This window comes from Ramlibacter rhizophilus, from assembly GCF_004681965.1.
Taxonomy (GTDB): domain Bacteria; phylum Pseudomonadota; class Gammaproteobacteria; order Burkholderiales; family Burkholderiaceae_C; genus Ramlibacter; species Ramlibacter rhizophilus.
In genome coordinates, this window is record NZ_SMLL01000007.1 from 306,831 (window position 1) to 329,480 (window position 22,650).

A 22,650-nucleotide genomic window follows, 5' to 3' on the forward strand; every position below is an offset into this window, starting at 1 on the left:
GAACCCGCATGAACCGCACACCCAAGATCGCGCTGGAGGAGCACTTCTCCGCGCCCGGCTTCGCCGAGTACTCCGTCGGCTTCACCCAGCTGCTCACCCCCGAGGTGCGCGCCGACCTCGGCGCCCGGCTCACCGACTTCGATTCGCAGCGCATCGGGGAGATGGACGCGGGCAACATCGAATACGTGGTCCTGTCGCAGACCGCCCCGGGTGTGCAGGCCGAGGCCGACGCGGCGCTGGCGATCCGCCGCGCGCGCGAGAACAACGAGTTCCTGGCCGAGCGCGTCGCCCGGCATCCGACGCGCTACGGCGCCTTCGCCCATGTGGCGCTGCAGGACCCCAAGGCGGCCGCCGACGAGCTGGAGCGCACCGTGCGCGAGCACGGCTTCAAGGGCGCGATGGTCAACGGCCACACCCTGGGCCGCTACTACGAGGGCACCGCCTTCGACGTGTTCTGGGAGCGGGCGCAGGCGCTGGACGTCCCCATCTACCTGCACCCCGCCAGCTTCAGCCAGGTGCCGGCGCTGCTCGAGGGCATGCCCGTGCTGCATGGCGCCACCTGGGGCTGGGGTGTCGAGACCGCGGGCCATGCGCTGCGGCTGCTTTTCGGCGGGGTGTTCGATCGCTTTCCCCGGCTGCTGCTGCTGCTGGGTCACATGGGCGAGTTCCTGCCGTTCCAGCGCTGGCGCATGGACAGCCGCTTCGCCGCGTATCCAATGGGCGTCGAGCTGGCCCGCAAGCCCAGCGAATACTTCGGCAGCAACATCCTGATCACGACCTCGGGCGTGTGCTCGGCGCCCTCGCTGGTCGGCGCCATCGGCGAAATGGGCGCCGAAGGCGTGCTGTTCTCCGTGGACTACCCCTACGAATCGACAGCGCAGGCCTGCGAGTTCATCGAGCAGGCCCCGCTGGATGACCGCACCCGCGCCCTGGTCTGCCACGGCAACGCGCGGCGGATCTTCAAGCTGGCCGGCGGCGACCGCTGACCGTTTTCCCCTCCCTGGTCCTCAACGCAGAAAGGACGAACCATGCCCGTCAGTGACCACCAGATGATCAGCGCCTGGGACGAAGTGCTCAGGCTCAGCCAAGTCAAGGCGGGCCAGACCGTCTCGATCCTGTGCGGCCCGCACACGCACCCGCTGACGCTGCGCGCGGCCACCGTCTCCGCGCAGCGTGCCGGGGCCATCGTCACCAAGATCGAGCTGCCGCCGATCAATGCCGAGAAGGCCACCAGCCGCGACCTGCTCAACTATCTCGGCGAGACCCCGCTCACCGGCAACAAGGCCGCCATCGCGGCCTTGAAGAACAGCGACATCGTGCTGGACCTGATGCTGCTGCTGTTCTCGCCCGAGCAGATGGACATTTTGGAATCGGGCACCAAGATCCTGCTGGCCGTCGAGCCGCCGGAGGTGCTCGTGCGCACGGTGCCCACCGAGGCCGACCGCCAGCGCGTGCTGGCCGCCTCGCAGTTGCTCAAGCGCGCCAAAACCATGCACGTCACCTCGCCCGCGGGCACCGACGTCACCTTCAAGATCGGCGACTTCCCCACCGTCTGTGAATACGCGTTCTGCGAGGAACCCGGGCGCTGGGACCACTGGCCCAGCGGCTTCCTGTTCACCTTCGCCAACGAGGGCGGCAGCGACGGCACCATCGTGATCGACAAGGGCGACATCCTGCTGCCGCAGAAGACCTACGCCTCGGACAAGATCACTCTGAAGGTCAGCGAAGGCTTCGTTCGCAGCATCGAGGGCGGCATCGACGCCGACCTCATGCGGGAGTTCATGGAGGCCTACAAGGACCCGGAGGCCTATGCCATGTCGCACATCGGCTGGGGCATGCAGCCGCGCTGCCACTGGCACACGCTGTCGCTCTACGACCGCGAGCAGACCATCGCGATGGACGCGCGCTCGTTCGAGGGCAACTTCATGTTCTCGCTCGGCCCCAACAACGAGGTCGGCGGGCAGCGCAAGACAGCCTGCCACCTGGACATTCCGCTGCGCAACTGCACGGTACGCGTGGACGACACGGTGGTGGTGCGCGACGGCAAGGTTCTCGACGAGGCGTTCCAATGAGAAGCGACGAAGCCACCTACCGCAACCAGGGCTTTGGCGCCAGGATGGAGCCCAAGCCGCCCTATGGTCTGCTCATCGTCGACTTCGTCAACGGCTTCGCCGACCCGGGAAGTTTTGGCGGCGGCAACATCGGCACGGCCATCGAGACCACCCGCACGCTGCTCGCCCAGGCGCGGGCACGGCAGTGGCCGGTCGCGCACACGCGCATCGTCTACCAGGACGACGGCGCCGACGGCAACATCTTCACCCTCAAGGTGCCCACGCTGCTGGCCCTGCACGAGGACAGCCCCGGCAGCCAGATCGTCCCGCAGTTGCAGCCGGTGGCCGGTGAGTTGGTGGTGCGCAAGACCAACCCGTCCGGCTTCTTTGGCACGCCACTTGCAAGCTGGCTGGCCAGCCGCGGCGTGCAGACCCTGCTGGTCGCCGGCTGCACCACCAGCGGATGCGTGCGGGCCAGCGTGGTCGACGCCATGTGCCACGGCTTTCGGCCGCTGGTCGTCACGGATTGCGTGGGCGACCGCTCGCTGCAGGCCCACGACGCCAACCTGTTCGACATGGACCAGAAGTACGCCACGTTGATGACCTGCGACGCCGCGCTGGAGGCCACGGCTCCGGATGCGCGCGCCCTCGGTGCCTGAGGCGCCCACCGCTTCCTTTTCCAACCCCGCTTTCCGGAGACCGAACATGACCCTCTCCCTCAGCCGATTCCTCGTGTGGGTGTTCGCTACCTGTGCGGCCCTGACTTTCGCCGCCGCCGCATCGGCGCAGGCGCCCGAGAAGATCAAGGTGCGCCTGGACTGGACACCCTGGGGCGCGCACGCGGCCATGCACCTGGCCCAGCAGAAGGGCTGGTACAAGGCGGCGGGGCTCGACGTCGAGATCGAGGATGGCAACGGCTCGGTGACCACGGTCCAGATCGTCGGCAGCAGTGACCAGTTCGACCTGGGCCACGCGGCCCTCGGCCCGATGATGATCGCCCGCGACAAGGGCCTGCCGGTGAAGGCGGTGGCGGTGTTCGCACGCACCAGCGACCTGGGCATGCTGGTGCCCGTGGATTCGGGGATCAAGGGTCCGGCGGACCTCAAGGGCAAGAAGGTGGCCTACACGGCCGGTTCGCTGGAAGCGCCTTTCATCGATGCCTTTCTCGCCGCCGGCGGTCTGAAGCGCAGCGACCTGGAACTGGTGAACGTGGACGCCGCCGCCAAGGCGGGCACTTACGTCTCCGGCCGCACCGACGCGGTCTTCTCGACCATTCCCTTCTTCGAGGCGATCGTCGCGCAGCCGCGCCCGTCCAACAGCATCCGCTTCGCCGACTACAAGCTGCCGATGCCCAGCTTCGGCCTGTTCACCTCGGAGAGCAAGCTGGCCAGCAGGCGCGAAGCCATCGCGAAGTTCGCCAGTGTCACTGCCGCCGCCTGGCAATACATCTACAACGGCCATGAGGACGAGGCGGTCGATGCGATCGTCGCCCAGCGGCCGCAGGCCAAGCTGGACAAGAAGATCCTGCGCGGACAGATCGAGTCGCTGCGCAGCTTCTTCAACCTGCCCGTGGCCGCCGGCCAGACGCTGGGCGCGCCTGTTGCCACCGACTGGAACGACGCGGTCAAGACGCTCACGGACGCCAACCTGATCAAGTCGATCCGCAACGGCGCGGACTTCGTGGCGCCCGGGATGGTTCGCCCCATGCCGGCGATCAGCGGCGCCAAGTGAGCGCCAGCGCGATCCAGGCGCGCGGCGTCGGCAAGGTCTACGCGGGGGAGCGCGCGCTCACCGCGCTGGAGGAGGTCTCGCTGGATGTGAAGCCGGGCGAGTTCGTGAGCATCCTCGGCCCGAGCGGCTGCGGCAAGAGCACCTTCCTGCGCTGCATCGCGGGGCTCGAGCGCATCACGGGGGGCGAGCTGGAGGTGGACGGGCGGGTGGTCGATGGGCCGCCCGACCACATCGGAATGGTGTTCCAGCGCGACGCGTTGCTGGAGTGGCGCAACATCGAACGCAACATCCTGCTGCCGGTGGAGTTCGCCCGCAAGCCGGTGCGGGACTACCGGGATCGCGTGGCCGGCCTGCTGGCGCTCACCGGCCTGAGCGAGTTCGCCGACCGCTATCCCCGCGAGTTGTCCGGGGGCATGCGCCAGCGCGCGGCGATCTGCCGCGCGCTCGTCGACGATCCGCGCCTCTTGCTGATGGACGAGCCCTTCGGCGCACTCGATGCCCTGACGCGCGACCAGATGAACGTCGAGCTGCAACGCATCTGGCTGGAGACGCGCAACACGGTGGTGTTCGTCACGCACGGCATCGCCGAGGCCGTGTTCCTGGCGGACCGCGTGGTGGTCTTCTCGCCGCGGCCGGGCCGGGTGGCCGACATCATCGAAGTCGATCTGCCACGACCGCGCCGTCTGGGCGACCGCGAGACGGACAAGTTCGGCGCGTACACGGCGCGCATCCGCGCCCTCTTCAACGACATGGGCCTCATCAAGGAGCCGCCCGCGACCGCAGGCGAGGTGAACGCCGCATGAGCACTTCCCTCGACAAAGCCCGCCGCGCCGTGGTGGGAGGAACCGCCCTCGTGGTGCTGCTGGTGCTGTGGGAAGTGGCCGTGCACGTGCTGAAGGTGCGGCCGATCACCCTGCCGCCGCCGTCGACAGTGCTGCTGGAGCTCGCACGCGAGTGGCGCTGGTACCTCGACCACTGCTACTACACCCTGATCACGACGCTCGGCGGGTTCGCGCTGGCCGTGCTGGTCGGCGTCGGCCTGGCCATGCTGCTGGTGGCCTCGCGCAATTTCACCGACGCGGTCTATCCGATGATCGTGGCCCTGAACAGCGTGCCCAAGGTCGCGATCGCACCCCTGTTCGTGATCTGGATGGGAACGGGCTACGAGCCGAAGATCGCGATGGCATTCCTCATCTCCGTGTTCGCGGTGCTGGTGGACGCGGTCCACGGCCTGCGCTCCGTCCCCCAGGACGTGCTGGACCTCGGGCGCGTGCTCAAGGGCTCGCCGCTCGACTTCTTCCTCAAGGTACGCCTGCCCGGCGCGCTGCCCTCGATCCTGACCGGCATGAAGGTCGCCATCGCCTTGTCGCTGGTCGGCGCCATCGTCGGGGAGTTCGTCGCCTCGCAGCGGGGGCTGGGCTATGTGATCCTCAGCGCGCAGGGCACCTTCGACACGGCGCGTGTCTTTGCCGCCGTGTTCCTGCTCGCCATCATGGGCATGCTCCTGTATGGGGCGGTGGTCTGGATGGAGCGCAGGGCCACGCCCTGGCGGGTGGTCCATGACTGAGCGGCTCGCTTCCATTTCCCGCAACCAAGGACAGACGTGAAAGAAGAAAAAGTTGCCGTCGTGACCGCTGCCGGTCGCGGCATAGGCGCCGCCATCGCCCGGGAACTGGCCGCCCGCGGGTTTCGGGTCGCGCTCATGTCCACGAGCAATGCCGTCGAGGTGGCGCGCGAACTGGGCGGCGTCGGGATGCAAGGTTCCGTGACGCGCTCGGAAGACCTCGACGCACTCGTGGAGCTGGCCATGCGCAGCTATGGCCGCATCGACGCGGTGGTGAACAACACCGGGCATCCACCCAAGGGTGATCTGCTCGCGCTGGACGATGCCAGCTGGCAGGCGGGCCTGGACATGCTGCTCCTGAACGTGATCCGCACCATGCGCAAGGTCACGCCCATCATGCAGCGCCAGGGGGGAGGGGCGGTGGTCAACATCTCCAGCTACGCCGCCGCCATGCCGGAGCAGTCGATGCCCGTCTCCTCCGTGTTCCGCGCCGCACTCAGCTCGTTCACGCGGCTGTACGCCGAGCGCCATGCGGTGGACGGGATCCGCATGAATTCCGTCCTTCCGGGCTTCGTCGACAGCTGGCCCGAAACGCCCGAGGTGGTGGCGAGAATCCCGATGCAGCGGTTTGGTACGACGCAGGAGATCGCGCAGACCGTGGTGTTCCTGCTGTCCGACGCCAGTGGCTACATCACCGGACAGAATCTTCGCGTCGATGGCGGGATCGTGAAGTCGGTCTAGGTCCGAGGCGGCGCAGCAAGTCTCACGACGACGGCGCGGCGACCATCACGCGCTGTCCATGTCTTCGTGCGCTTGCACGACTTTCGCCGCGAGCTTCATGAACACGGTCTTCTCCGCTTCGGACAGCGGGCTGAGCAGCCTGGCTTGCGACTGCCACATGCTGTCCTGAAGCGCGCGCATGATGTTCAGCCCGGCCTTGGTGATCACGGAAAGCCGCGAACGCCGGTCATCGGGGTTGACGCGCACCTCGACCAGCCCCTTGTCCACCAGCCGGCTCAGCACCTGGGCCGTGGTGGTCCGGTCGAGCGCCAGCTCCCGCCCGATCGCCTTCTGATCGAGCCACGGGTTCGTGGACAGGGCCGTGAGGATGCCGAACTGCACCGGCGTGATGTTCTCCTTGCACTCCTCGAAGTACAGCGCATCGTTGATCTGATGCAGCCGCCGGATCAGGAACCCCGGCCGGGACCACATCACCTGCCGCAGTGCGGACGAGGTTTCGGATGGCGGCGCGCTGGGCGGCTGCGAAGCCTTTGTTCTCTTGCCGGAAGCGCGGCTCGTGGTCATCGCTGGAGCATCTCGTTGTTGTGCCGCGGGGAGTGTACCGGCCGCTGCACCGCATGAGGCACGCGCTCGGTACCGCTTGCGCAGGTGAATAGATACTCAGCACACATGCGTATATGGATGATGCGGATCCGTTCGACAAAGACGAGCATGAACCTTGCTTTTTCCACTGTCGAGATGCGCAGTAAGGGTTTACCTCAAGATCGAAGTCGCTTGTGATTCACGGGATCCAGAACTAGACTTTACTCAGTGCACTGGCATAGTTTTCAACCTAGGAGGGTTATCGCATGAGCACAGACAAGCTGCGCATCCGCGCGGGTGGGCTGGATCTGAAGAATCCGGTGATCGCCGGGTCGGGTGAGGCGACGATGACGGCCGACGGAATCCGTGCTGCCCTTCGCGCGGGGGTGGGGGCGGTGATCGCGAAGTCCGCGAACGAATCCCAGGGCGCCCGGGACCAGCTCAATCACACGGACTACCTTCTTTTCGACAGCCGCTGGAATCCGCTTCCCTGGAACGACAAGCCGCCGCCCGACGCGCAGCTGTTCTGCCGTTCGGGCCTGCAGCCGCAGCCCTTCGACCAATGGGTCGAGACGCTGGCGACCGTGGACCGCGAAGCGCGCGCCATGGGCAGCTACGTCGTGGGCAGCCTCATCCTCAACAACGTGGACGAATGCATTCGCATGGCGCGTGAGATGGAGCAGGCCGGCCTGCCCGCGATCGACGTGCTCGTGGCGGCCGTGCACGGCGAGCAGGCGGCGCGTGGCGCCATCGCGATGGTGCGTGACACGCAAGGCGTTACCGACGTCGTGTCCAAGCTTCGCGCCGCCGTGAAGATCCCGCTGTGGATCAAGTTGCCCGGCCAGGTGGAGGACGTCTCGCGCCTCGCCGAGGCAGCGACCAGTGCGGGCGCGGACGCGGTGAACTTCATCGACCGGACGCTCGCCATGGTTCCCGATATCGAAACCCGCGCACCCTTCCTGGGCACCATCGCTGCCATCGGGGGCTCCTGGTCACTGGCCGTGACCTGCCGCTGGCTGGCGTACACGCGCAAGAGACTGGGAGCCGACTGTCATGTGATCGGCACGAATGGCTGCCGCGACGGCTACGACGTGGTCCGGATGCTGCTTGCCGGTGCCCGGGCAGCCGAAATGACGAGCGCGGTGATGGTGCAGGGGCCGCAGATCCTGCGCCAGAGCATCGAGGAGCTCTCTGGCTACCTGGACCGCCACGGAGTGACCGTCGAGCAGATCGTCGGTGAAGCCGCCGACAAGCTCACCGCCTACACGGACCAGCCATCGCGCCCCGGCTATTGGCAGAACTTTATCCACCCTGAATCCCGCAGCCCGTCAACCCCAGGAGTCAATTCATGAAACTCATGTTCCGTCGCAGACTTCTCGCCGCCCTCGGCGGCCTCGCCGTGATCGGCCTTTCGGCACCGGTGCAAGCACAGGATGCGTACCCCACGAAACCCGTGCGCGTGCTGGTCGGTTTCGCCCCCGGGGGTGGTACCGACCTGGCGGGCCGCCTCATGGCGGATGCCCTGACGAAGGCGCTCGGCGGCAACTTCGTCGTCGAGAACAAACCCGGCGTGGGGGGGCTGCTCGCCCTGGAGGAGGTGGCCAATGCGGCGCCGGACGGCTACACCATCGGCGTGGGTGGCTCGGGGCCGCTCACCGTGAGTCCGTACGTGTATGCGTCTCGCAACTTCGACCCCATGGACAAGCTCGAACCGGTGGTCTGGTTCCTGAATCAGCCTGGCGTGATCGTCGTCGCGCCGACGCTGAAGGTCAAGAGCGTCCCCGAATTGCTGAAGGCGTCCAAGGACAGCAAGTCTGGCTTGAACATGGCTTCTGCTGGAACCGGCAGCATGATTCAGATGATGGGCGAGCACTTCCAGAGCCAGGAGGGCGTCAAGTGGCAACACGTGCCCTACAAGGGAAGCGGCCCTGCGCTCACCGACCTCGCCGCGGGCCGTGTGGACGTGATGATCGACGTGGTGACCAGCGCTGCGCCGCAGGTCAAGGGAGGCCGGATCAACGCCTTGGCCGTTACTTCGGAGAAGCGCTCGTCCATGCTCCCCGACGTCCCCACCTTGCGCGAGCTCGGCGTGGGCGACTACGACATGGGGTCGTGGATGGGCCTGGTGGTTCCGAAGGGTACGCCGCAAAGCGTGATCACGCGCATCAACACGGCGCTCAACGACGCGCTGAAATCGCCCGAGTTCGTTGCCAGGATGGCGAGTGTCGGTGAGCCGGTGGGTGGTTCGCCCGAACGCTTCCGTCAGCGCATCGATGCGGAACGCGCGCGCTGGTCGAAGATCGTCAAGAGCGAGAACATCAAGCCGCAGTGACGACAGGCAGCCGGTGCAGGAGTCCCGCGGAGCAAGGCAAGGGACGCTGAATGGACGTGCGCTGGCGCGCCCTTGCATTGCTCACGCTTGCCCGGATCTCGATGGGGGTCCAGTTCCAGTCGCTGCCGTCCGTCTCGTCGGGCGTGATGCACGACTTGTCGCTGGGCTACGCTGAGCTTGGATTCCTCATCGGGCTGTACTTCCTCCCGGGTGTCGCGTTCGCGCTGCCCGCCGGCGCTGCCGGGCACCGGCTGGGTGACAAGCGGGTCGTGCTGTTCGGCCTGGTATTGATGGTGCTGGGCGGATTGCTCGCTGCCAGCGCCAGCTCAGTGGGCGTTCTCACGGCGGGGCGCGCACTGTCCGGGGTGGGTGCGGTGCTGCTCAACGTGCTCATGTCGAAGATGGTCACCGACTGGTTCGCCGGGCGCGAACTGTCGCTGGCCATGTCCATCTTCAGCAATTCCTTTCCCATTGGCATGGGCCTAGCGCTGCTCGTGTTCGGCCGCCTGTCCGGCGTGGTCGGATGGCAGGCCTGCCTGCTGGTCGCCGCGCTGGTTCCGGCGGCGGCACTTCTGTTGCTTTCAATGCGGTACGTGCCGCATCCGAACGATCGAGCGTCGGCACGGCAGCAGGCACAGTCCGCCGGTCTGGACCGGCGCGCCCTGATTCTGGTGTGCATCGCGGGTGCCATGTGGGGCACCTTCAATGGCGCCCTGGCCACGATGACGTCCTTCTCGCCGCAGTACCTCGCTGCGGCTGGAATGGATACTGCGACGGCCGCATCGGCCGTGGCTGCGGCGACCTGGGCCGTCGTCGTGTCCGTGCAGCTCGGCGGCGTTCTGGCGCACAAGCTGAACGCGCCAACGGCATTGTTCTCGGTCGGCTGCATCGGGTGGGCCGGGTGCACCTTGCTGGCTGCAACGGTCCCAGAGCTGGCGGGACCGGCGACGGTGGCTGCAGGCTTCGTCCTCGGACTGCCGGTCGGACTGATCCTCTCGCTGCCTGGCCAGGTGCTTCAGCCTTCGACACGCGCGGCCGGAATGGCCGTGTTCTTCTTGTGGCTATATGCGGGCCACGGACTGGTTCCTGGTCTTGCCGGGCTGGTGCAGGACTGGTCCGGTGTGGCCGCTGCGCCGCTGTTGCTGACGAGCACTTTGGCGATCGGCATTCTTGTTCTCTATGCCCTGTTCAGAAGCGTTGCCGGGACGCGGAGTGGGGCGCGACCCCTTCGGGCAGAGTAGAGCTTAGCTGCCTCCAACGATGCGCCGTTCTGCGACATCGCCCCGGCGGGGGCAGTAACTTCACGCCGGTGAACAGCCGCGAGCCGGCGCCGTTCCGACGTGTAATCACAGACAAAGTTTGACGCAATGCTTGGCCCGGCTTCGCGCGGAGGCGCACCGCGACTGAGACTTTGCCACGCGCGTCGCGGGCTCCTGGAGTTGACGCCCGAGTGGCGCCGTGATCCTGCCCGCGTGGATGCGCCGCTGCGTGTCGTTTCCACCAGGCTTCTGCAGCAGCGTGCTGAGCCAGGCTAACTCAGGTTAGGTGGCACTCGCAGTCCGGGGCGCGTATCTCTGCACGCACTCAGGGCAGGTTCTCACGAAGCACGATGTTCAGGCGTAGCGAGTCGATGCCCGCACCGGGCTCACGGCGCGCCGCAAAGTTGCAGAACACGCGCAAGGCGTTGCCGACAACCGTCTGCGGGCTTTGTGTAATCACCGCGTCCATGGTGCCCTCGAGCAGCATCGTGCGCGTATCGGGTGTGAGGCCATGCCCGATGAGGACGACCTTGTCGCCGCAGCCGGCCTGCTGCAATGCACGTCCCACGCCGTCGGACGCGCCACCGATGTTGTAGATGGCGGACAGCTGCGGATACTGCTCCAGCAGCGCGATCGGACTCGCGCTAGCGGGCGGCATTGGCGCTATGGGCGCTGCGCTGCGGCAGCTGTCCCGGTTTTCGCAATGTGCTCGGCAATGGCTTTTTCCACGGCGGGCGAAGCGCGCATGAGCTCGAGCATCCGCCGCAGGTCGTCGTCGGATCCGATGCGGATGCCCGGCAGGGTCAGGCCGGGGGTGCTTGCGGCGTTGGCGAGGAAATCGGTCACGGTCGTCGCTCTCAGTTCAATGGGCGTGCGCTCGAGAAGCGCATTCAAATGTGAGCTGATGCTACGAGCCGTGCTCGCGTCCTTCGTCCCAAGCGAGCGGCGAAGCTCCGCTCGGGAATGGCCGTTTCCTGAATTCGCTAAGAGGACGCGAACGCAGAAAACGCCCGAAGATTTCCGACATAAGCGCGCCGGCCTGCTGGTTCCCAAGTGGACCCCCGAAATGGACCCCCGGAAACGGAAAACCCCTTGCAAGTCATTGACTTACAAGGGGTCTAGGTGTTGGTGGCGCTTCACGGACTCGAACCGCGGACCTGTGGATTATGATTCCATCGCTCTAACCGACTGAGCTAAAGCGCCGAGAAGACCGAGATTATAGCCAACAGAAAAGCGGTTCCCGCGGCTTAGCGGTTCTTGAAGCTGGGCTTGCGTTTGTTCACGAAGGCGTCCATGCCTTCCTTCTGGTCCGCCGTGGCGAAGAGCGCGTGGAAGAGCCGGCGCTCGAACATCACACCGTCGGACAGGCCGCTTTCGAAGGCGCGGTTGACCGACTCCTTGGCGGCCATGGTCGCGATCTGCGAGAACTCGCAGATCGTGAGGGCCGCGCCCAGGGTTTCCTCCATGAGCTTGTCCACGGCCACGACGCGGCTGACCAGGCCGGCGCGCTCGGCTTCCTGGGCGTCCATCATGCGGGCGGTGAGCGCCATGTCCATGGCCTTGGACTTACCCACCGCACGCGGCAGGCGCTGCGTGCCGCCGGCGCCGGGGATGATGCCCAGCTTGATCTCCGGCTGGCCGAACTTCGCGTTGTCGGCGGCGATGATGAAGTCGCACATCATCGCCAGCTCGCAGCCGCCACCCAGGGCGAAGCCGCTCACCGCCGCGATGACTGGCTTGCGGATGCTGCGGATGGTTTCCCAGTTGCGCGTGATGTAGTCGCGGCCGTAGGCGTCGGCGAAGCTGTACTGCGCCATGGCCCCGATGTCGGCGCCGGCCGCAAAGGCTTTTTCGCTACCGGTGACGATCATGCAGCCGATGGCCTCGTCGGCGTCGAAGGCCTTGAGCGCCGCACCCAGTTCGTCCATCAGCGCCTCGTTCAGCGCATTGAGCTGCTTGGGGCGGTTCAGGCGCACGATGCCGACCTTGCCTGCTTCCGTGCTCACCTCGATGAGTTCGTATGCCATCGCGATTCCTTGGCTAGTGGGACCAGCCGGCGACTGTAACCCAAGGGAAAACGTTCACCGACCGCGCGGTCGGGAAATGCTAGAGTGCGCCGCGGAGACCTAGTCCAGTGAAACAGAGAAACAGCACCCCCCGTGAGCGCCAGAAAGCCCGCAGGCTAGGCGCGAATCGGAGCCAGGTTGGACACCTGGCGCGGATTCGTAACGACGCCTGCGGGCTTTCTGGCGCTCACCCGAAGGGCCGGGGCGAGAAGGGGTGCAGGAGGTCGTTGCGGCCCTTGCCCAGGCGCCCAGCCTGGGCTGCGGTCCGCGCCTACTCCTGCACCCCTTTTCGCCCCGGCGGGGGGTGCAGTTTCTCTGTTTCACTGGACTTGCCATGACCGAAGAAGACGTCCTCTTGGAAACGCGCGGCGCCGTCGCGCTGATCACGCTCAACCGGCCCCAGTCCCTCAACAGTTTCACCTGGCGCATGCATGCCCAGTTGCAGGCCGTGCTGGACCGCGTGGAGGCCGACCCGGGCCTGCGCGCGGCCGTGATCACCGGCGCCGGCCGGGGCTTTTGCGCCGGGGCCGACCTGTCGGAGTTCGACTTCGAGCCCGGGCCCGACCTGGTCCAGCGCGCCGACCCCGGACCGGTGATCGACAAGGCCTTCAACCCCACGGTGCGCCGCCTGGTCGCGCTGCGCGTGCCGACGGTGGCGGCCGTCAACGGGGTGGCCGCCGGCGCGGGCGCGTCCCTCGCCATGACCTGCGACCTGGCCGTGGCGGCGCCGAACGCCAGCTTCATCCAGGCCTTCAGCCGCATCGGCCTCATCCCCGACGCCGGCGGCAGCTGGTTCCTTGCGCACAAGCTGGGCCTGGCCCGTGCCATGGGCTGCGCCCTGCTGGGCGACAAGCTCTCGGCCCGCGAGGCCAAGGAATGGGGGCTGCTCTGGGACGTGGCGCCCGAGGGTCAGGACTGCGTCGAGACCGCCGTGGCGCTGGCGCAGCGCCTGGCCGAGCTGCCCACGAAGGCGCTGGTGCAGACCCGCCACCTGCTGCGCGCCGCCCTGCGCAACGACCTGGACAAGCAGCTCGACCTGGAGCGCGACACGCAGTCGGCCCTGGGCCGCACGCACGACTACATCGAAGGCGTGATGGCCTTTCGCGAAAAGCGCCCGGCGCGCTTCAAGGGGGAGTGATGGCGGCACAGGACACCGAACTGGCCGCCCGCGTCGGCGAGGCCATGTTCGCGGGCGACATCGCCTCGAAGGACACCATGGGCATGAGCCTGCTCGAATGCGCACCCGGCCGCGCGCTCATGCGCATGGAGGTGCGCGAGCTGCACCTGAACGGCCACCGCATCTGCCATGGCGGCTTCATCTTCACGCTGGCCGATTCCACCTTCGCCTTCGCCTGCAACAGCCGCAACCGCGTCACCGTGGCCGGCGGCGCCAGCATCGAGTTCCTCAAGCCTGGGCAGCTCGGCGACGTGCTCACCTGCGAGGGCGTGGAGCGGGTGTTGCAGGGGCGGCACGGTGTGTACGACATGACGGTGCGCAACCAGCGCGGCGAAGTGGTGGCGATGTTCCGCGGCAAGAGCACGCAGATCCAGGGGACGGTCATCCCGGAGGAGCAGGCATGAAGACATTTCCCTTGGAGCCCATCGAGAAGGCCAGCATCGACGAGCTGCGCGCGCTGCAGCTGCAGCGCCTGAAGCAGACGCTGTCGCACGCCTACGAGAACTCCCCCGTGTACCGGGCCAAGTTCGACGCGGCGGGCGTGCATCCCCAGGACTGCCGCAGCCTGGAAGACCTGGCGAAGTTTCCCTTCACCACCAAGCAGGACCTGCGGGACAACTACCCCTTCGGCATGTTCGCCGTCCCGCGCGAGCAGTGCGTGCGCATTCACGCCTCCAGCGGCACCACCGGCAAGCCCACGGTGGTGGGCTACACCCGCAAGGACATCGACACCTGGGCACAGGTCATGGCCCGCAGCCTGCGCGCGAGCGGCGCGCGGCCCGGCGACATGGTGCACGTGAGCTATGGCTACGGCCTGTTCACCGGCGGCCTGGGCGCGCACTACGGCGCCGAGCACCTGGGCCTGACGGTAGTGCCCTTCGGTGGCGGCCAGACCGAGCGGCAGGTGCAGCTCATCAACGATTTCCGCCCGGACATCATCATGGTCACGCCCAGCTACATGCTGGCCATCGCCGACGAGTTCGAGCGCCAGGGGCTGGATCCGCGCGAGAGCAGCCTGCGCCTGGGCATCTTCGGGGCCGAGCCCTGGACGCACGACATGCGCGCGAGCATCGAGCGGCGCCTGTCGCTGCAGGCGGTGGACATCTACGGCCTCTCGGAAGTGATGGGCCCGGGCGTGGCCAACGAGTGCATCGAGACCCAGGACGGCCCGACCATCTGGGAAGACCATTTCTATCCCGAGATCGTCGATCCCGAAACCGGCCAGCCGGTGCCTGAGGGCGAGATGGGCGAGCTGGTCTTCACCAGCCTGACCAAGGAGGCGCTGCCGGTCATCCGCTACCGCACGCGCGACCTCACGCGCCTGCTGCCGGGCACGGCGAGGACGATGCGTCGCATGGAGAAGATCACCGGCCGCAGCGACGACATGATGATCGTGCGCGGCGTCAACGTCTTCCCCACGCAGATCGAGGAGCTGATCCTGCGCCAGGGCGAACTCGCGCCGCACTACCAGTGCGTGCTCACGCGCGAAGGCCCGCTGGACTGCCTCACGGTGGTGGTGGAAGTGCGCTCCGGGCTGGAGACCGCCTCGCCAGCGGCGCAGGAGGCGGCGCAGCGCCTCGCGCACGACATCAAGGCCTACGTGGGCGCGACCGCGAAGGTGGAGCTGCGCGACGCAGGCGGCGTGGAGCGCAGCGTGGGCAAGGCGCGGCGCGTGGTGGACCTGCGGGGGAAGTGAACGGCGCGGGCGGCCTTCAGCGCTGCTCGATGGTCTCCACCATCAGGTCCACGAAGTCCTCCTCGCCCACGTTCACGCGGATGCGCACGGGCAGGTACTGCAGCGTGGGTGCGATCCAGATCTCCGCGGTGATGTTGCCGCGCGGCTTGGACAGCGGACGGGGCTTGAGGCGGAAGGCCTCCACCTCGCCGTGCGCCCGCGTGGTGAGGCGCTCGCTTTCCACCACGTCGTAGGTCCACAGGTCCACGCCGCCCGGGCGGGCGAGCCAGACCTCGGCCGTCCCGCCCACGCGCAGCGCCTCGCGCCCGCTCGCGAAGCGGTGGCCCAGTTCCACGAACTGGCTGGCCGTGTCCTGCACGCCGGGCGGCATCTCGGCGCTGCTGCCGTCGGTGAACAGCACCCGGCCGTCCTGCAGGCGCACCGAGCGCCGCTTGCCGCGCCAGGTCTCCTCGTACACGCGCGGCTCCAGGCCTTCGGGCCGCACCAGGCCCTGGCTGGTGAGCACGCGACTGCCCACCAGGTTGATGTGGATGCTCACGCGCACCTGGTAGAGCACGCCCTGGCGCTGCCACTGCACCTGGGCGCTGCCGTGCAGCGGCCCGCCCCGGTATTGGCCGGTGAGTTCGTAGCCCAGGCGCGAGTCGCCGGGCCAGCGGTCCGGGCTGGCCGTGTCCGTGCCGCCTGCAGCTTGCGGGTCCGGCGCGGCCTCGGCCTGCGCGGGCGCGGGCGCAGGCGCGGGCTCGGTGCCTGCCGCGTCGGCGCGCGGCGCTTCCTCGGACGAGGCCGTCGCCGTGTCGGGCGCCGGCGGCTGCGCGGCCTCCTGCGCGGGCAGCGGCGGCTCGACCGCGGCCCCGGCGTCCGCCCGCGGCTCGGGCGCTTCTTCGGCGGGGGGAGCCTCCTGCTGCTGCTGCGCGGCGGCGACCGACTCCGGCTCCGGCTCCGGCTCCCGCGCGGGCGGCGCGGGAGGTTCCGGTGCGGGCGCCGGCGGGGACGGTGCGGGCACCGGCGGCGCCTCGGGCGGCAGCGCGGTGATCGTCGGCCGCTCCACCCGTGCCAGCGCGGGCGCGGGCGTGCCGGGGGCTGGCGGTGGTGGTGCCGCGGGTGCGAGCAGGCGCGTGAAGAGGGGCTCCGCAATCTGCGAAAGGGCACTCGGCGGCTGCAGGTGCCGTCGGGCCAGCCATTCCAGCGCAGCCAGGTGCAGCAGCAGCACGGCCACCACCAGCAGCACGGCGGGCCGGACGCGCGCCGGCCTCAGGCGTGGGGCTTGGCGGCGAGCCATGGCTGCGCCAGTACGGCGTCGCGCAGCGCCAGTCGCCAGGTGGTCGCACCGGCAGGCAGTTGAAGGTCCAGCCGCAGCAGGCGACGGTCGCGGGCGACCAGGGCCGTCACGCGGCGGTGGCTGCCGGCATAGAGCAGCAGGTCATCCAGCTTGGCAAGGCGCCAGCCTTGGCCGGCCACCTCCACGCCCAGCCACTCGTCGCCCGGGGCCAGGCCCGCCTGCTCGGCGGCGCCGCCGCGCAGCACGGTCTTGACCTGCACGCTGCCGGCGCTGTCCTGCGTGCGCAGGCCCAGGCGCTGCTGAAGGGGCGCGGGGTCCTGGTGCACCTCGATGCCGCGCGTGGCCAGCAGCTCCGCCAGCGGCAGCTCGCGCGTGCCGTGCACCCAGGCGCCCAGCTCGCGGGAATAACTGCGCCCACCCACCTCGCGCAGCACGGCGGCGAAGTCGGCCTCGGTCATGGGGCCGCCCGTGCAGCGGTTCCACAGCGCCCGCATGGCCTCGTCCAGCGAGCCCGCGCCCTCGGCCCGCAGGCTCAGGTCGAAGCACAGCGCCACCAGTGCGCCCTTGGTGTAGTAGCTGATGGTGGCGTTGGGCGTGTTCTCGTCCTGCCGGTAGTACTTCACCCAGGCATCGAAGCTCGCCTGCGCCACCGACTGCAGCTCGCGGCCCGGCGCCTGCTGCACCTGGTTGATGGTCTTGGACAGCAGGCGCAGGTAGGTGGTCTCGTCGATCAGGCCGCAGCGGCGCAGCAGCAGGTCGTCGTAGTAGCTGGTGAAGCCCTCGAAGAACCACAGCAGCTCGGTGTAGTTCTCGCTCGCGTAGTCGTAGCGGGCGAACTCCGCCGGGCGCAGGCTCTTGACGTTCCAGGTGTGGAAGTACTCGTGGCTGATGAGGCCCAGCAGGGTCACGTAGCCCTCGTGCTGGCGCGCGTCGCCCAGGCGCGGCAGGTCGCGGCGCGAGGCGATGAGCGCGGTGGAGTTGCGGTGCTCCAGGCCGCCGTAGTTGTCATCGACAACGTTCAGCAGGAAGGTGTAGCCCTTGAAGGGGGGCTTGCCGCGTTCGTGCCAGAAGCGGATGGCCGCCTCGCAGATCTTCTGCGTGTCGGCCACGAGGCGCTCGCCGTCGAAGCTCTCGGGCGCGCCGGCCACCACGAAGCGGTGGGCGATGCCACCGGCCTTGAACTCGGCGCTCCAGAAGCGGCCCATCTCCACCGGGCAGTCCACCAGCTCGTCGTAGCTGGCGGCCCAGAAGGTGCCGAAGCCGTGCCGGTCCACCTTCTGCGGCTCCAGGCCGGTGGCGAGCTGCCACTGCGGATCGGGCGGGGCCACCTCCAGCGTGTGCGGCTGCGATTCCTGGCCGTGCACCCGCAGGCACAGGCTGGTGCCGTTGAAGAAGCCGCGCTGCGCGTCCAGCCAGGCCGTGCGCACCGAGGCGTCGTAGGCATAGACCTCGTAGCTGAGCGTGAGCGCGCTGCTGGCCATGCAGTCCACCGTCCAGGTGGCCTTGTCCAGCTGCTGCATGGGCAGGACGCGGCCGTCCTGGCGGGCGGTGAGGCGCTGCAGGTGCTTGCTGAATTCGCGCAGCAGGTAGCTGCCGGGGATCCAGGCGGGAAGGGACAGCTTCTGCGGGGCCGCGGGCCGCTCGACCACGAGGGTGACGCGCCACAGGTGCGCGTGGAGGTCCGCCGCCTCCACCCGGAAGTGGATGGCCGCGCTGCGCGCCGGGCTCACTTGCCGGCGTCGGCCAGGTGCTGCTCCACCTGCGCCGCGGCAATGGCCCCGGGAACGCGCGATCCGTCGGCGAAGATCAGCGTCGGCGTGCCGGTGATCTTGTACTTGCGGCCGAACTCCACGTTGCGCGCCAGGGCGCCGGTGTCGCAGGAGGCGGCCTCGGGCGGCGGCTGGTCGCGCACCATCCAGTCGGCCCAGGTCTTGCCCTTGTCCTTGGCGCACCAGATGCTGCGCGACTTGGCCGTGCTGTCCGGACCGAGGATGGGGTAGAGGAACATGTGGATGGTGACGTTGTCCACCTTCTGCAGGTCGCGCTCGAAGCGCTTGCAGTAGCCGCAGTTCGGGTCCTGGAAGACGGCCATCTTGCGCTTGCCGTTGCCGCGCACGATGGTGAAGGCGTCCTTGAGCGGCAGCGCGGAGAAGTCGATGGCCATCAGCTTGTCCACGCGCTCCTCGGTCAGGTTGCGGCGGGCCTTGGTGTCCAGCAGCGCGCCCTGGATCAGGAACTGGCCGTCCGCGTCGGTGTAGAGGATGTCGGTGCCCACGCGCACCTCCCACAGCCCCGCCATCGGCGTCTTGCTGATCTCGTCGATCTTCCCCAGCTGCGGCACGCGCTCGGCCAGGTTCTTGCGGATGGTGGCCTCGGGCGACTGGGCCAGGGCCGCGCCCGCCAGGCCGGCGGCGGCCAGCAAGGCCAGCAGGACGCGTTTGCTCGTGTTCATTCGTGTGATCCGTTCCAGAAAATCTTCAAAGCCGACCGGCCGCCTGCCGCGCGACCCAGGTCTTGAGCGGGCCGCTGTGCTCGAAGCCGCGCATACCCCAGTTGCGCAGCCAGCCGACGGGGCGGGCGTCCTGCGCGAACAGTTGCTGCAAGCCGTCGGTGGCCCATTGCATGGCCATGACCTGCGCCTTGCGCGCGCGTTCGTAGCGGCGCAACAGCTTCTCGTCGCCCAGCGGCCGCCAGTACTCGCGCGCATGCAGCACGCGGGCCAGCTCGTGCGCGTCCGCCAGGCCCAGGTTCAGGCCCTGGCCGGCCAGCGGGTGCACGGTGTGCGCGGCGTCGCCGGCCAGCACCCAGCCGGGTCCGCACCAGCGCGAGGCCTTGGACAGTTGCAGCGGCCAGCGCGTGCGCTCCGTGGTGAGCGTCATCGCGCCCAGGCTGCCGCGACAGCCCTCGGCCAGGCGCTGCTCGAAGGTGGGCGCATCCAGCGCCATCAGTTCCGAGGCGCGCTCCTGGCCCACGGACCAGACCAGCGCCACCTCGTGGCCCAGGGGCCCGGCCAGGGGCAGCAGGGCGAGGATGTCGCCGTCCATGAACCATTGCCGCGCGACCTGGTCGTGCGGCTTCTCGCAGCGAAGGCGCGCCGCGATGGCATGTTGCGCGTAGTGGCGCACCTCGTACTCCACGCCGAAGTCGGCGCGCGTGCGGCTGTCCTTGCCTTCGCAGACCACCGTGAGCGCCGCGGGGCGCGGCTCGGACAGCAGTTCCACGAAGGGCTGGAAGCGCAGGGCCTCGCCCAGGCGCTCGGTGAGGGCCGCGGCGCCGGCGATCCAGGCCAGGGCCTCGGCGTGCTGCTGCTCGGCGCGGAAATGGACCAGCCCGCCGTTGTCGCCATGCACGTCCATGCGCAGCACCGGCGTGGCATGCGCCTCGTCGGGCCAGGCGCGCAGCGACCCGAGCAGCTCGCGCGAGGCGGCGTTCATCGCGTAGGCGCGGATGTCCGCGGAAGGTGCGTCGGGGGACTGGACCAGGCCCACGCGGTGGCGGTCGCGGGCCAGCAGCAGGGCGAGCGTGCGGCCGACCACGCCGTCGCCACGGATACAGACGTCAAGGGGCGCAGCCATGGCGCATTGTAGGAGCCGGCACAATCCCGACGGCCCCAACGCCCGTGCTGAAGGAAAAGCATTACATGAGCCGTTCCCCCGTTGAAACCGCCGAGGTGCAAGCCCGCATCGCGCGCCTGTTCGTCTACCCGGTCAAGTCCTGCGCCGGCGTGGAAGTGAGTGAAGCCCTCCTGACCGACACCGGCCTGGACCTGGACCGCGCCTGGATGGTCGTGGACCGGGAGGGCGAGTTCGTGTCGCAACGCGAGCTGCCCCGCATGGCGCTGGTGAAGGTTCAGCTCAAGTCCTCCGAAGTGGTGCTGCGCGCGCCCGGCATGCTGGCGCTGCACCTGCAGGTGGACACGGTGGAGGAACCCACGCGCGTGCGGGTCTGGGACGACGAGGTGCCCGCCTACGACATGGGCGCGGTCGCGGCCCAGTGGTTCACCGACTTCCTCGGCCGGCCCTTGCGGCTGGTGCGCTTCGACCCCGAGCACCGGCGCCTGTCCAGCCTGCAATGGACCGGCGGCGCCGAGGCGCCCAACCAGTTCGCCGACGCCTTCCCGCTGCTCGTGGCCTCCGAGGCCTCGCTGCAGGAGCTCAATGCGCGCCTCGAAGCCGCTGGCCATGGCGCCATCGGCATCGAGCGCTTCCGGCCCAACATCGTGCTGTCCGGCCTGCAGGCGCAGGACGAGGACCGGCTGGGCGTGCTGCGGGTGGCGGCCGACGAGCCGGTCGAACTCGACCCCGTCAAGCCCTGCGCGCGCTGCAGCATTCCCGACGTGGACCCGGCCACGGCCGAGACCGGCACGGCGGTGGGCGACACCCTGCAGGCCTACCGCCGCAACGAGCGCCTGGGCGGCGCGGTGTGCTTCGGCATGAACGCCATCGTGCGTGCCGGCGCGGGGCAGGTGCTGCGCGTGGGGCAGGCTGTGGGAGCCGATTGGCGTTTTGACTGATCCCCGGCGCGCGCCGGGCGGCAGGGAAGGGGCGAGTGTTTCTCCCTCCCCCTCTGGGGGAGGGTGGGGGTGGGGGCTGCGCGCGCCGACGAGCCGCTTCTGGCGCAGCCCCCATCCCAGCCTTCCCCCAGAGGGGAAAGGGGCGAGAGAAACCCCGCGCTCAGCGCCGGCCGGGCGCGGCCGCTTCCGCGATCAGCCTTGGCAGGTTCTGCGCCGCCGTCGGTCCGAAGCGCTTCATCTGCTCCAGCGCTTCCGCCATCCGCGGGTCCTCGCGTTGCCAACCGATGCCGCCCAGCGGATTCAGCCGCGTCTGCCGCGCCCATTCAGCAACGCCCGGGCAGCTGGCACGGGCCTGCTGCGAACGCAGCATCGCGGCGAAGGCGCCCAGGTAATCGGCGGGCTCGTCCCAGTAGTGGATGGGCGGGAACAGCCGGTTCTTCTCGTCAACGTCATCCAGCAGCGATTCGACCACGCCAATCAAGGCGAACTGGAAGCATGCGAAGCCCCAGAAGCCGGGCTGCACGGTGACCCGGTCCGCCTCGAACACCGGACGCAGCGGCGGGCGGGCCAGGCCCTCGGCGGCGCAGTGGAGGTAGAGCGTGTCCGCCTCGGCCGCGATGCTGTGCGCGTCGAACACCACGCGGTCGCGTTCGACGCGCTGCACATGCCCCAGGCGCACCACGTCCGTGATCCGTCGCAGCAGGGCCAGCTCGGCCTCGCTCAGCACGGCCCCGCGCATCATCTGCGGCTCCACGGCGGTGTCGACCCGCAGCAGCAGCCCCTGGGCCTCCAGGCGCTCGAAGACCTCGTGCGGCGCCGCCGCCTGGGCCATCGCCTCCAGCTGCATGGCTATGCCGCGGCAGAACTCGGGCAGCAGCGTGCCGGGCTGGTGGAAGCGCCGGTTCAGCCACCAGCTCTCACGCGGCTTGATCCAGCGGATCGCCTCGGGCGCCACGCCGTTCGACAGCAGCCACACGCAGGTGTCCAGGGCCGTCTTGCCCGCGCCCACGACGGCGAAGCGACGCGCTGCGCCCGCCTCGAGCCGCGCCACCTCGCCGGCGGGCACGCAGCGCACGCCCTCGCCGAGCGCGAAGGGCGGCGCGCTCGTGGCCGGCATGCGCCCTTCCAGGTAGCTCGTGTCCACCAGCTTGCGGCGCACGCGCACTTCATGGGTCTGGCCCGTGAGCCGCGAAGTGAGGCGGTGCAGGCCCTGCTCGCCGCCTTGCCAGTCGCACAGCGGCAAATGCTGCACGCGCCCCGTGGGCAGGAAGTGCTGCTGCATGACGCGGGCGTAGTAGGCCCGCAGCTCGTCGGCGCCGGCCAGTTCATAGAAGCCTTCGTTCAGGCCGGAGCGGTCGATCTCCTCCTGGCCCAGCGGCACCGAGGCCACGCCGTAGAAGGTGGAGGGCTGGTGCAGCCGCACGAAGGGGTAGGCGTCGTGCCAGTGCCCGCCCGGGGCATGCCGCCGGTCCGCCATGAGCACGCGCGCCGCCGGTGCATGCGTGAGCAGCGCGTCCGTGAAGGCCATGCCCGCGGCGCCGGTGCCGATGACGAGGTAGTCGCATTCGAGGGGCTGGCTCATGGGGCACTCCTGGCGCGTCGAGAAAGCGCGAGAGGCCCATTGGACGGGCATTGCGGTGCGCGGTAAAGGGCTGCGTG

At 68.8% G+C, this 22,650-nt stretch carries 23 protein-coding genes and 1 tRNA gene; 14 read left to right on the top strand and 10 right to left on the bottom strand.

The window, feature by feature from the left end; all coding sequences use genetic code 11:
- The first annotated feature begins 8 nt into the window (after nucleotides 1–8).
- The 7 genes from EZ242_RS18355 to EZ242_RS18385 are packed head-to-tail and all read left to right on the top strand — an operon-like array spanning nucleotide 9 to nucleotide 6,087.
- A complete protein-coding gene (locus EZ242_RS18355; protein ID WP_135286650.1) occupies nucleotides 9–986 on the top strand; it encodes an amidohydrolase family protein in 978 nt (325 codons plus the stop codon).
- A gap of 42 nt (nucleotides 987–1,028) precedes the next feature.
- On the top strand, nucleotides 1,029–2,072 hold the full coding sequence (locus EZ242_RS18360) for a 2,5-dihydroxypyridine 5,6-dioxygenase NicX family protein (protein ID WP_135286651.1): 1,044 nt from the start codon (nucleotides 1,029–1,031) through the stop codon (nucleotides 2,070–2,072).
- Complete coding sequence (locus EZ242_RS18365; protein ID WP_135286652.1) at nucleotides 2,069–2,710, top strand: isochorismatase family protein; 642 nt, start codon at nucleotides 2,069–2,071, stop codon at nucleotides 2,708–2,710. Before EZ242_RS18360 ends, EZ242_RS18365 begins: the two co-directional genes overlap by 4 nt.
- Nucleotides 2,711–2,756: 46 nt before the next feature.
- The gene (locus EZ242_RS18370; RefSeq protein ID WP_135286653.1) at nucleotides 2,757–3,782 is read left to right on the top strand and encodes an ABC transporter substrate-binding protein; all 1,026 of its coding nucleotides are present in this window, start codon (nucleotides 2,757–2,759) and stop codon (nucleotides 3,780–3,782) included.
- Nucleotides 3,779–4,585 carry an ABC transporter ATP-binding protein gene (locus tag EZ242_RS18375; RefSeq protein WP_135286654.1) on the top strand — a complete coding sequence of 269 codons (807 nt, stop codon included), beginning with the start codon at nucleotides 3,779–3,781 and terminating at the stop codon, nucleotides 4,583–4,585. Before EZ242_RS18370 ends, EZ242_RS18375 begins: the two co-directional genes overlap by 4 nt.
- Nucleotides 4,582–5,349, top strand: coding sequence for an ABC transporter permease (locus EZ242_RS18380; protein WP_135286655.1), 768 nt, complete (start codon nucleotides 4,582–4,584; stop codon nucleotides 5,347–5,349). Before EZ242_RS18375 ends, EZ242_RS18380 begins: the two co-directional genes overlap by 4 nt.
- A gap of 36 nt (nucleotides 5,350–5,385) precedes the next feature.
- Nucleotides 5,386–6,087: an SDR family oxidoreductase gene (locus EZ242_RS18385; RefSeq protein WP_135286656.1), complete on the top strand. Its 702-nt coding sequence runs from the start codon at nucleotides 5,386–5,388 to the stop codon at nucleotides 6,085–6,087.
- Between the two features lie 45 nt (nucleotides 6,088–6,132).
- Here EZ242_RS18385 and EZ242_RS18390 read toward each other — a convergent pair whose 3' ends face one another.
- Complete coding sequence (locus EZ242_RS18390) at nucleotides 6,133–6,558, bottom strand: MarR family winged helix-turn-helix transcriptional regulator (protein WP_240787158.1); 426 nt, start codon at nucleotides 6,556–6,558, stop codon at nucleotides 6,133–6,135.
- Nucleotides 6,559–6,935: 377 nt separating this feature from the next.
- Between EZ242_RS18390 and EZ242_RS18395 the strand changes: the two genes are divergently transcribed.
- The 3 genes from EZ242_RS18395 to EZ242_RS18405 are packed head-to-tail and all read left to right on the top strand — an operon-like array spanning nucleotide 6,936 to nucleotide 10,242.
- Nucleotides 6,936–8,021 (top strand): dihydroorotate dehydrogenase, encoded by a 1,086-nt coding sequence (locus EZ242_RS18395; protein ID WP_135286658.1) that lies wholly within the window; start codon nucleotides 6,936–6,938, stop codon nucleotides 8,019–8,021.
- Nucleotides 8,018–9,001 (top strand): Bug family tripartite tricarboxylate transporter substrate binding protein, encoded by a 984-nt coding sequence (locus EZ242_RS18400; protein ID WP_135286659.1) that lies wholly within the window; start codon nucleotides 8,018–8,020, stop codon nucleotides 8,999–9,001. Before EZ242_RS18395 ends, EZ242_RS18400 begins: the two co-directional genes overlap by 4 nt.
- A gap of 50 nt (nucleotides 9,002–9,051) precedes the next feature.
- Complete coding sequence (locus tag EZ242_RS18405; RefSeq protein ID WP_135286660.1) at nucleotides 9,052–10,242, top strand: MFS transporter; 1,191 nt, start codon at nucleotides 9,052–9,054, stop codon at nucleotides 10,240–10,242.
- A 343-nt stretch (nucleotides 10,243–10,585) separates the two neighbouring features.
- On the opposite strand, the gene EZ242_RS18410 is transcribed toward EZ242_RS18405, so the two are convergent.
- The 4 genes from EZ242_RS18410 to EZ242_RS18425 form a co-directional block, all read right to left on the bottom strand.
- Nucleotides 10,586–10,918, bottom strand: a complete 333-nt coding sequence (locus tag EZ242_RS18410; protein WP_135286661.1) for a substrate-binding domain-containing protein — start codon at nucleotides 10,916–10,918, stop codon at nucleotides 10,586–10,588.
- A gap of 5 nt (nucleotides 10,919–10,923) precedes the next feature.
- Nucleotides 10,924–11,106, bottom strand: a complete 183-nt coding sequence (locus tag EZ242_RS18415; RefSeq protein WP_167784851.1) for a hypothetical protein — start codon at nucleotides 11,104–11,106, stop codon at nucleotides 10,924–10,926.
- A gap of 280 nt (nucleotides 11,107–11,386) precedes the next feature.
- Nucleotides 11,387–11,463: transfer RNA gene (locus tag EZ242_RS18420), tRNA-Met, on the bottom strand.
- Between the two features lie 44 nt (nucleotides 11,464–11,507).
- Nucleotides 11,508–12,287 (bottom strand): enoyl-CoA hydratase, encoded by a 780-nt coding sequence (locus EZ242_RS18425; protein WP_135286663.1) that lies wholly within the window; start codon nucleotides 12,285–12,287, stop codon nucleotides 11,508–11,510.
- A 373-nt stretch (nucleotides 12,288–12,660) separates the two neighbouring features.
- Here EZ242_RS18425 and EZ242_RS18430 point away from each other — a divergent pair, with 373 nt between their 5' ends.
- The 3 genes from EZ242_RS18430 to paaK are packed head-to-tail and all read left to right on the top strand — an operon-like array spanning nucleotide 12,661 to nucleotide 15,199.
- Nucleotides 12,661–13,464 carry an enoyl-CoA hydratase-related protein gene (locus tag EZ242_RS18430; RefSeq protein WP_135286664.1) on the top strand — a complete coding sequence of 268 codons (804 nt, stop codon included), beginning with the start codon at nucleotides 12,661–12,663 and terminating at the stop codon, nucleotides 13,462–13,464.
- The gene (gene paaI / locus EZ242_RS18435) at nucleotides 13,464–13,907 is read left to right on the top strand and encodes a hydroxyphenylacetyl-CoA thioesterase PaaI (protein ID WP_135286665.1); all 444 of its coding nucleotides are present in this window, start codon (nucleotides 13,464–13,466) and stop codon (nucleotides 13,905–13,907) included. The genes EZ242_RS18430 and paaI overlap by 1 nt, the downstream gene beginning before the upstream one ends.
- Nucleotides 13,904–15,199, top strand: coding sequence for a phenylacetate--CoA ligase PaaK (paaK, locus tag EZ242_RS18440; RefSeq protein WP_135286666.1), 1,296 nt, complete (start codon nucleotides 13,904–13,906; stop codon nucleotides 15,197–15,199). The genes paaI and paaK overlap by 4 nt, the downstream gene beginning before the upstream one ends.
- Nucleotides 15,200–15,215: 16 nt before the next feature.
- Here the strand turns inward: paaK and EZ242_RS18445 are convergent, their stop codons facing one another.
- Genes EZ242_RS18445 through EZ242_RS18460 form a run of 4 tightly spaced genes read right to left on the bottom strand, consistent with a single transcriptional unit; the run spans nucleotide 15,216 to nucleotide 20,053 of the window.
- On the bottom strand, nucleotides 15,216–16,478 hold the full coding sequence (locus tag EZ242_RS18445; RefSeq protein WP_135286667.1) for a DUF3108 domain-containing protein: 1,263 nt from the start codon (nucleotides 16,476–16,478) through the stop codon (nucleotides 15,216–15,218).
- On the bottom strand, nucleotides 16,451–18,208 hold the full coding sequence (locus EZ242_RS18450; RefSeq protein ID WP_240787151.1) for a M61 family metallopeptidase: 1,758 nt from the start codon (nucleotides 18,206–18,208) through the stop codon (nucleotides 16,451–16,453). The genes EZ242_RS18445 and EZ242_RS18450 overlap by 28 nt, the downstream gene beginning before the upstream one ends.
- Nucleotides 18,205–18,930 carry a DsbC family protein gene (locus EZ242_RS18455; RefSeq protein WP_135286668.1) on the bottom strand — a complete coding sequence of 242 codons (726 nt, stop codon included), beginning with the start codon at nucleotides 18,928–18,930 and terminating at the stop codon, nucleotides 18,205–18,207. Before EZ242_RS18455 ends, EZ242_RS18450 begins: the two co-directional genes overlap by 4 nt.
- Before the next feature lie 25 nt (nucleotides 18,931–18,955).
- The gene (locus tag EZ242_RS18460) at nucleotides 18,956–20,053 is read right to left on the bottom strand and encodes an FAD-dependent monooxygenase (RefSeq protein WP_135286669.1); all 1,098 of its coding nucleotides are present in this window, start codon (nucleotides 20,051–20,053) and stop codon (nucleotides 18,956–18,958) included.
- Between the two features lie 65 nt (nucleotides 20,054–20,118).
- Here EZ242_RS18460 and EZ242_RS18465 point away from each other — a divergent pair, with 65 nt between their 5' ends.
- Nucleotides 20,119–20,991, top strand: coding sequence for an MOSC domain-containing protein (locus EZ242_RS18465; RefSeq protein WP_135286670.1), 873 nt, complete (start codon nucleotides 20,119–20,121; stop codon nucleotides 20,989–20,991).
- A 160-nt stretch (nucleotides 20,992–21,151) separates the two neighbouring features.
- Here EZ242_RS18465 and EZ242_RS18470 read toward each other — a convergent pair whose 3' ends face one another.
- A complete protein-coding gene (locus EZ242_RS18470; RefSeq protein ID WP_135286671.1) occupies nucleotides 21,152–22,573 on the bottom strand; it encodes a hypothetical protein in 1,422 nt (473 codons plus the stop codon).
- Nucleotides 22,574–22,650 lie beyond the last annotated feature (77 nt).

Coding starts and splice junctions, on each gene's coding strand:
- EZ242_RS18445 (WP_135286667.1), bottom strand. CDS start 16,478: ATGGCTCGCCGCCAAGCCCCACGCCTGAGGCCGGCGCGCGTCCGGCCC.
- paaK (WP_135286666.1), top strand. CDS start 13,904: ATGAAGACATTTCCCTTGGAGCCCATCGAGAAGGCCAGCATCGACGAG.
- EZ242_RS18410 (WP_135286661.1), bottom strand. CDS start 10,918: ATGCCGCCCGCTAGCGCGAGTCCGATCGCGCTGCTGGAGCAGTATCCG.
- EZ242_RS18360 (WP_135286651.1), top strand. CDS start 1,029: ATGCCCGTCAGTGACCACCAGATGATCAGCGCCTGGGACGAAGTGCTC.
- EZ242_RS18430 (WP_135286664.1), top strand. CDS start 12,661: ATGACCGAAGAAGACGTCCTCTTGGAAACGCGCGGCGCCGTCGCGCTG.
- EZ242_RS18425 (WP_135286663.1), bottom strand. CDS start 12,287: ATGGCATACGAACTCATCGAGGTGAGCACGGAAGCAGGCAAGGTCGGC.
- EZ242_RS18370 (WP_135286653.1), top strand. CDS start 2,757: ATGACCCTCTCCCTCAGCCGATTCCTCGTGTGGGTGTTCGCTACCTGT.
- EZ242_RS18395 (WP_135286658.1), top strand. CDS start 6,936: ATGAGCACAGACAAGCTGCGCATCCGCGCGGGTGGGCTGGATCTGAAG.
- EZ242_RS18460 (WP_135286669.1), bottom strand. CDS start 20,053: ATGGCTGCGCCCCTTGACGTCTGTATCCGTGGCGACGGCGTGGTCGGC.
- EZ242_RS18390 (WP_240787158.1), bottom strand. CDS start 6,558: ATGTGGTCCCGGCCGGGGTTCCTGATCCGGCGGCTGCATCAGATCAAC.
- EZ242_RS18355 (WP_135286650.1), top strand. CDS start 9: ATGAACCGCACACCCAAGATCGCGCTGGAGGAGCACTTCTCCGCGCCC.
- EZ242_RS18405 (WP_135286660.1), top strand. CDS start 9,052: ATGGACGTGCGCTGGCGCGCCCTTGCATTGCTCACGCTTGCCCGGATC.
- EZ242_RS18455 (WP_135286668.1), bottom strand. CDS start 18,930: ATGAACACGAGCAAACGCGTCCTGCTGGCCTTGCTGGCCGCCGCCGGC.
- EZ242_RS18465 (WP_135286670.1), top strand. CDS start 20,119: ATGAGCCGTTCCCCCGTTGAAACCGCCGAGGTGCAAGCCCGCATCGCG.
- EZ242_RS18400 (WP_135286659.1), top strand. CDS start 8,018: ATGAAACTCATGTTCCGTCGCAGACTTCTCGCCGCCCTCGGCGGCCTC.
- EZ242_RS18380 (WP_135286655.1), top strand. CDS start 4,582: ATGAGCACTTCCCTCGACAAAGCCCGCCGCGCCGTGGTGGGAGGAACC.
- EZ242_RS18470 (WP_135286671.1), bottom strand. CDS start 22,573: ATGAGCCAGCCCCTCGAATGCGACTACCTCGTCATCGGCACCGGCGCC.
- paaI (WP_135286665.1), top strand. CDS start 13,464: ATGGCGGCACAGGACACCGAACTGGCCGCCCGCGTCGGCGAGGCCATG.
- EZ242_RS18365 (WP_135286652.1), top strand. CDS start 2,069: ATGAGAAGCGACGAAGCCACCTACCGCAACCAGGGCTTTGGCGCCAGG.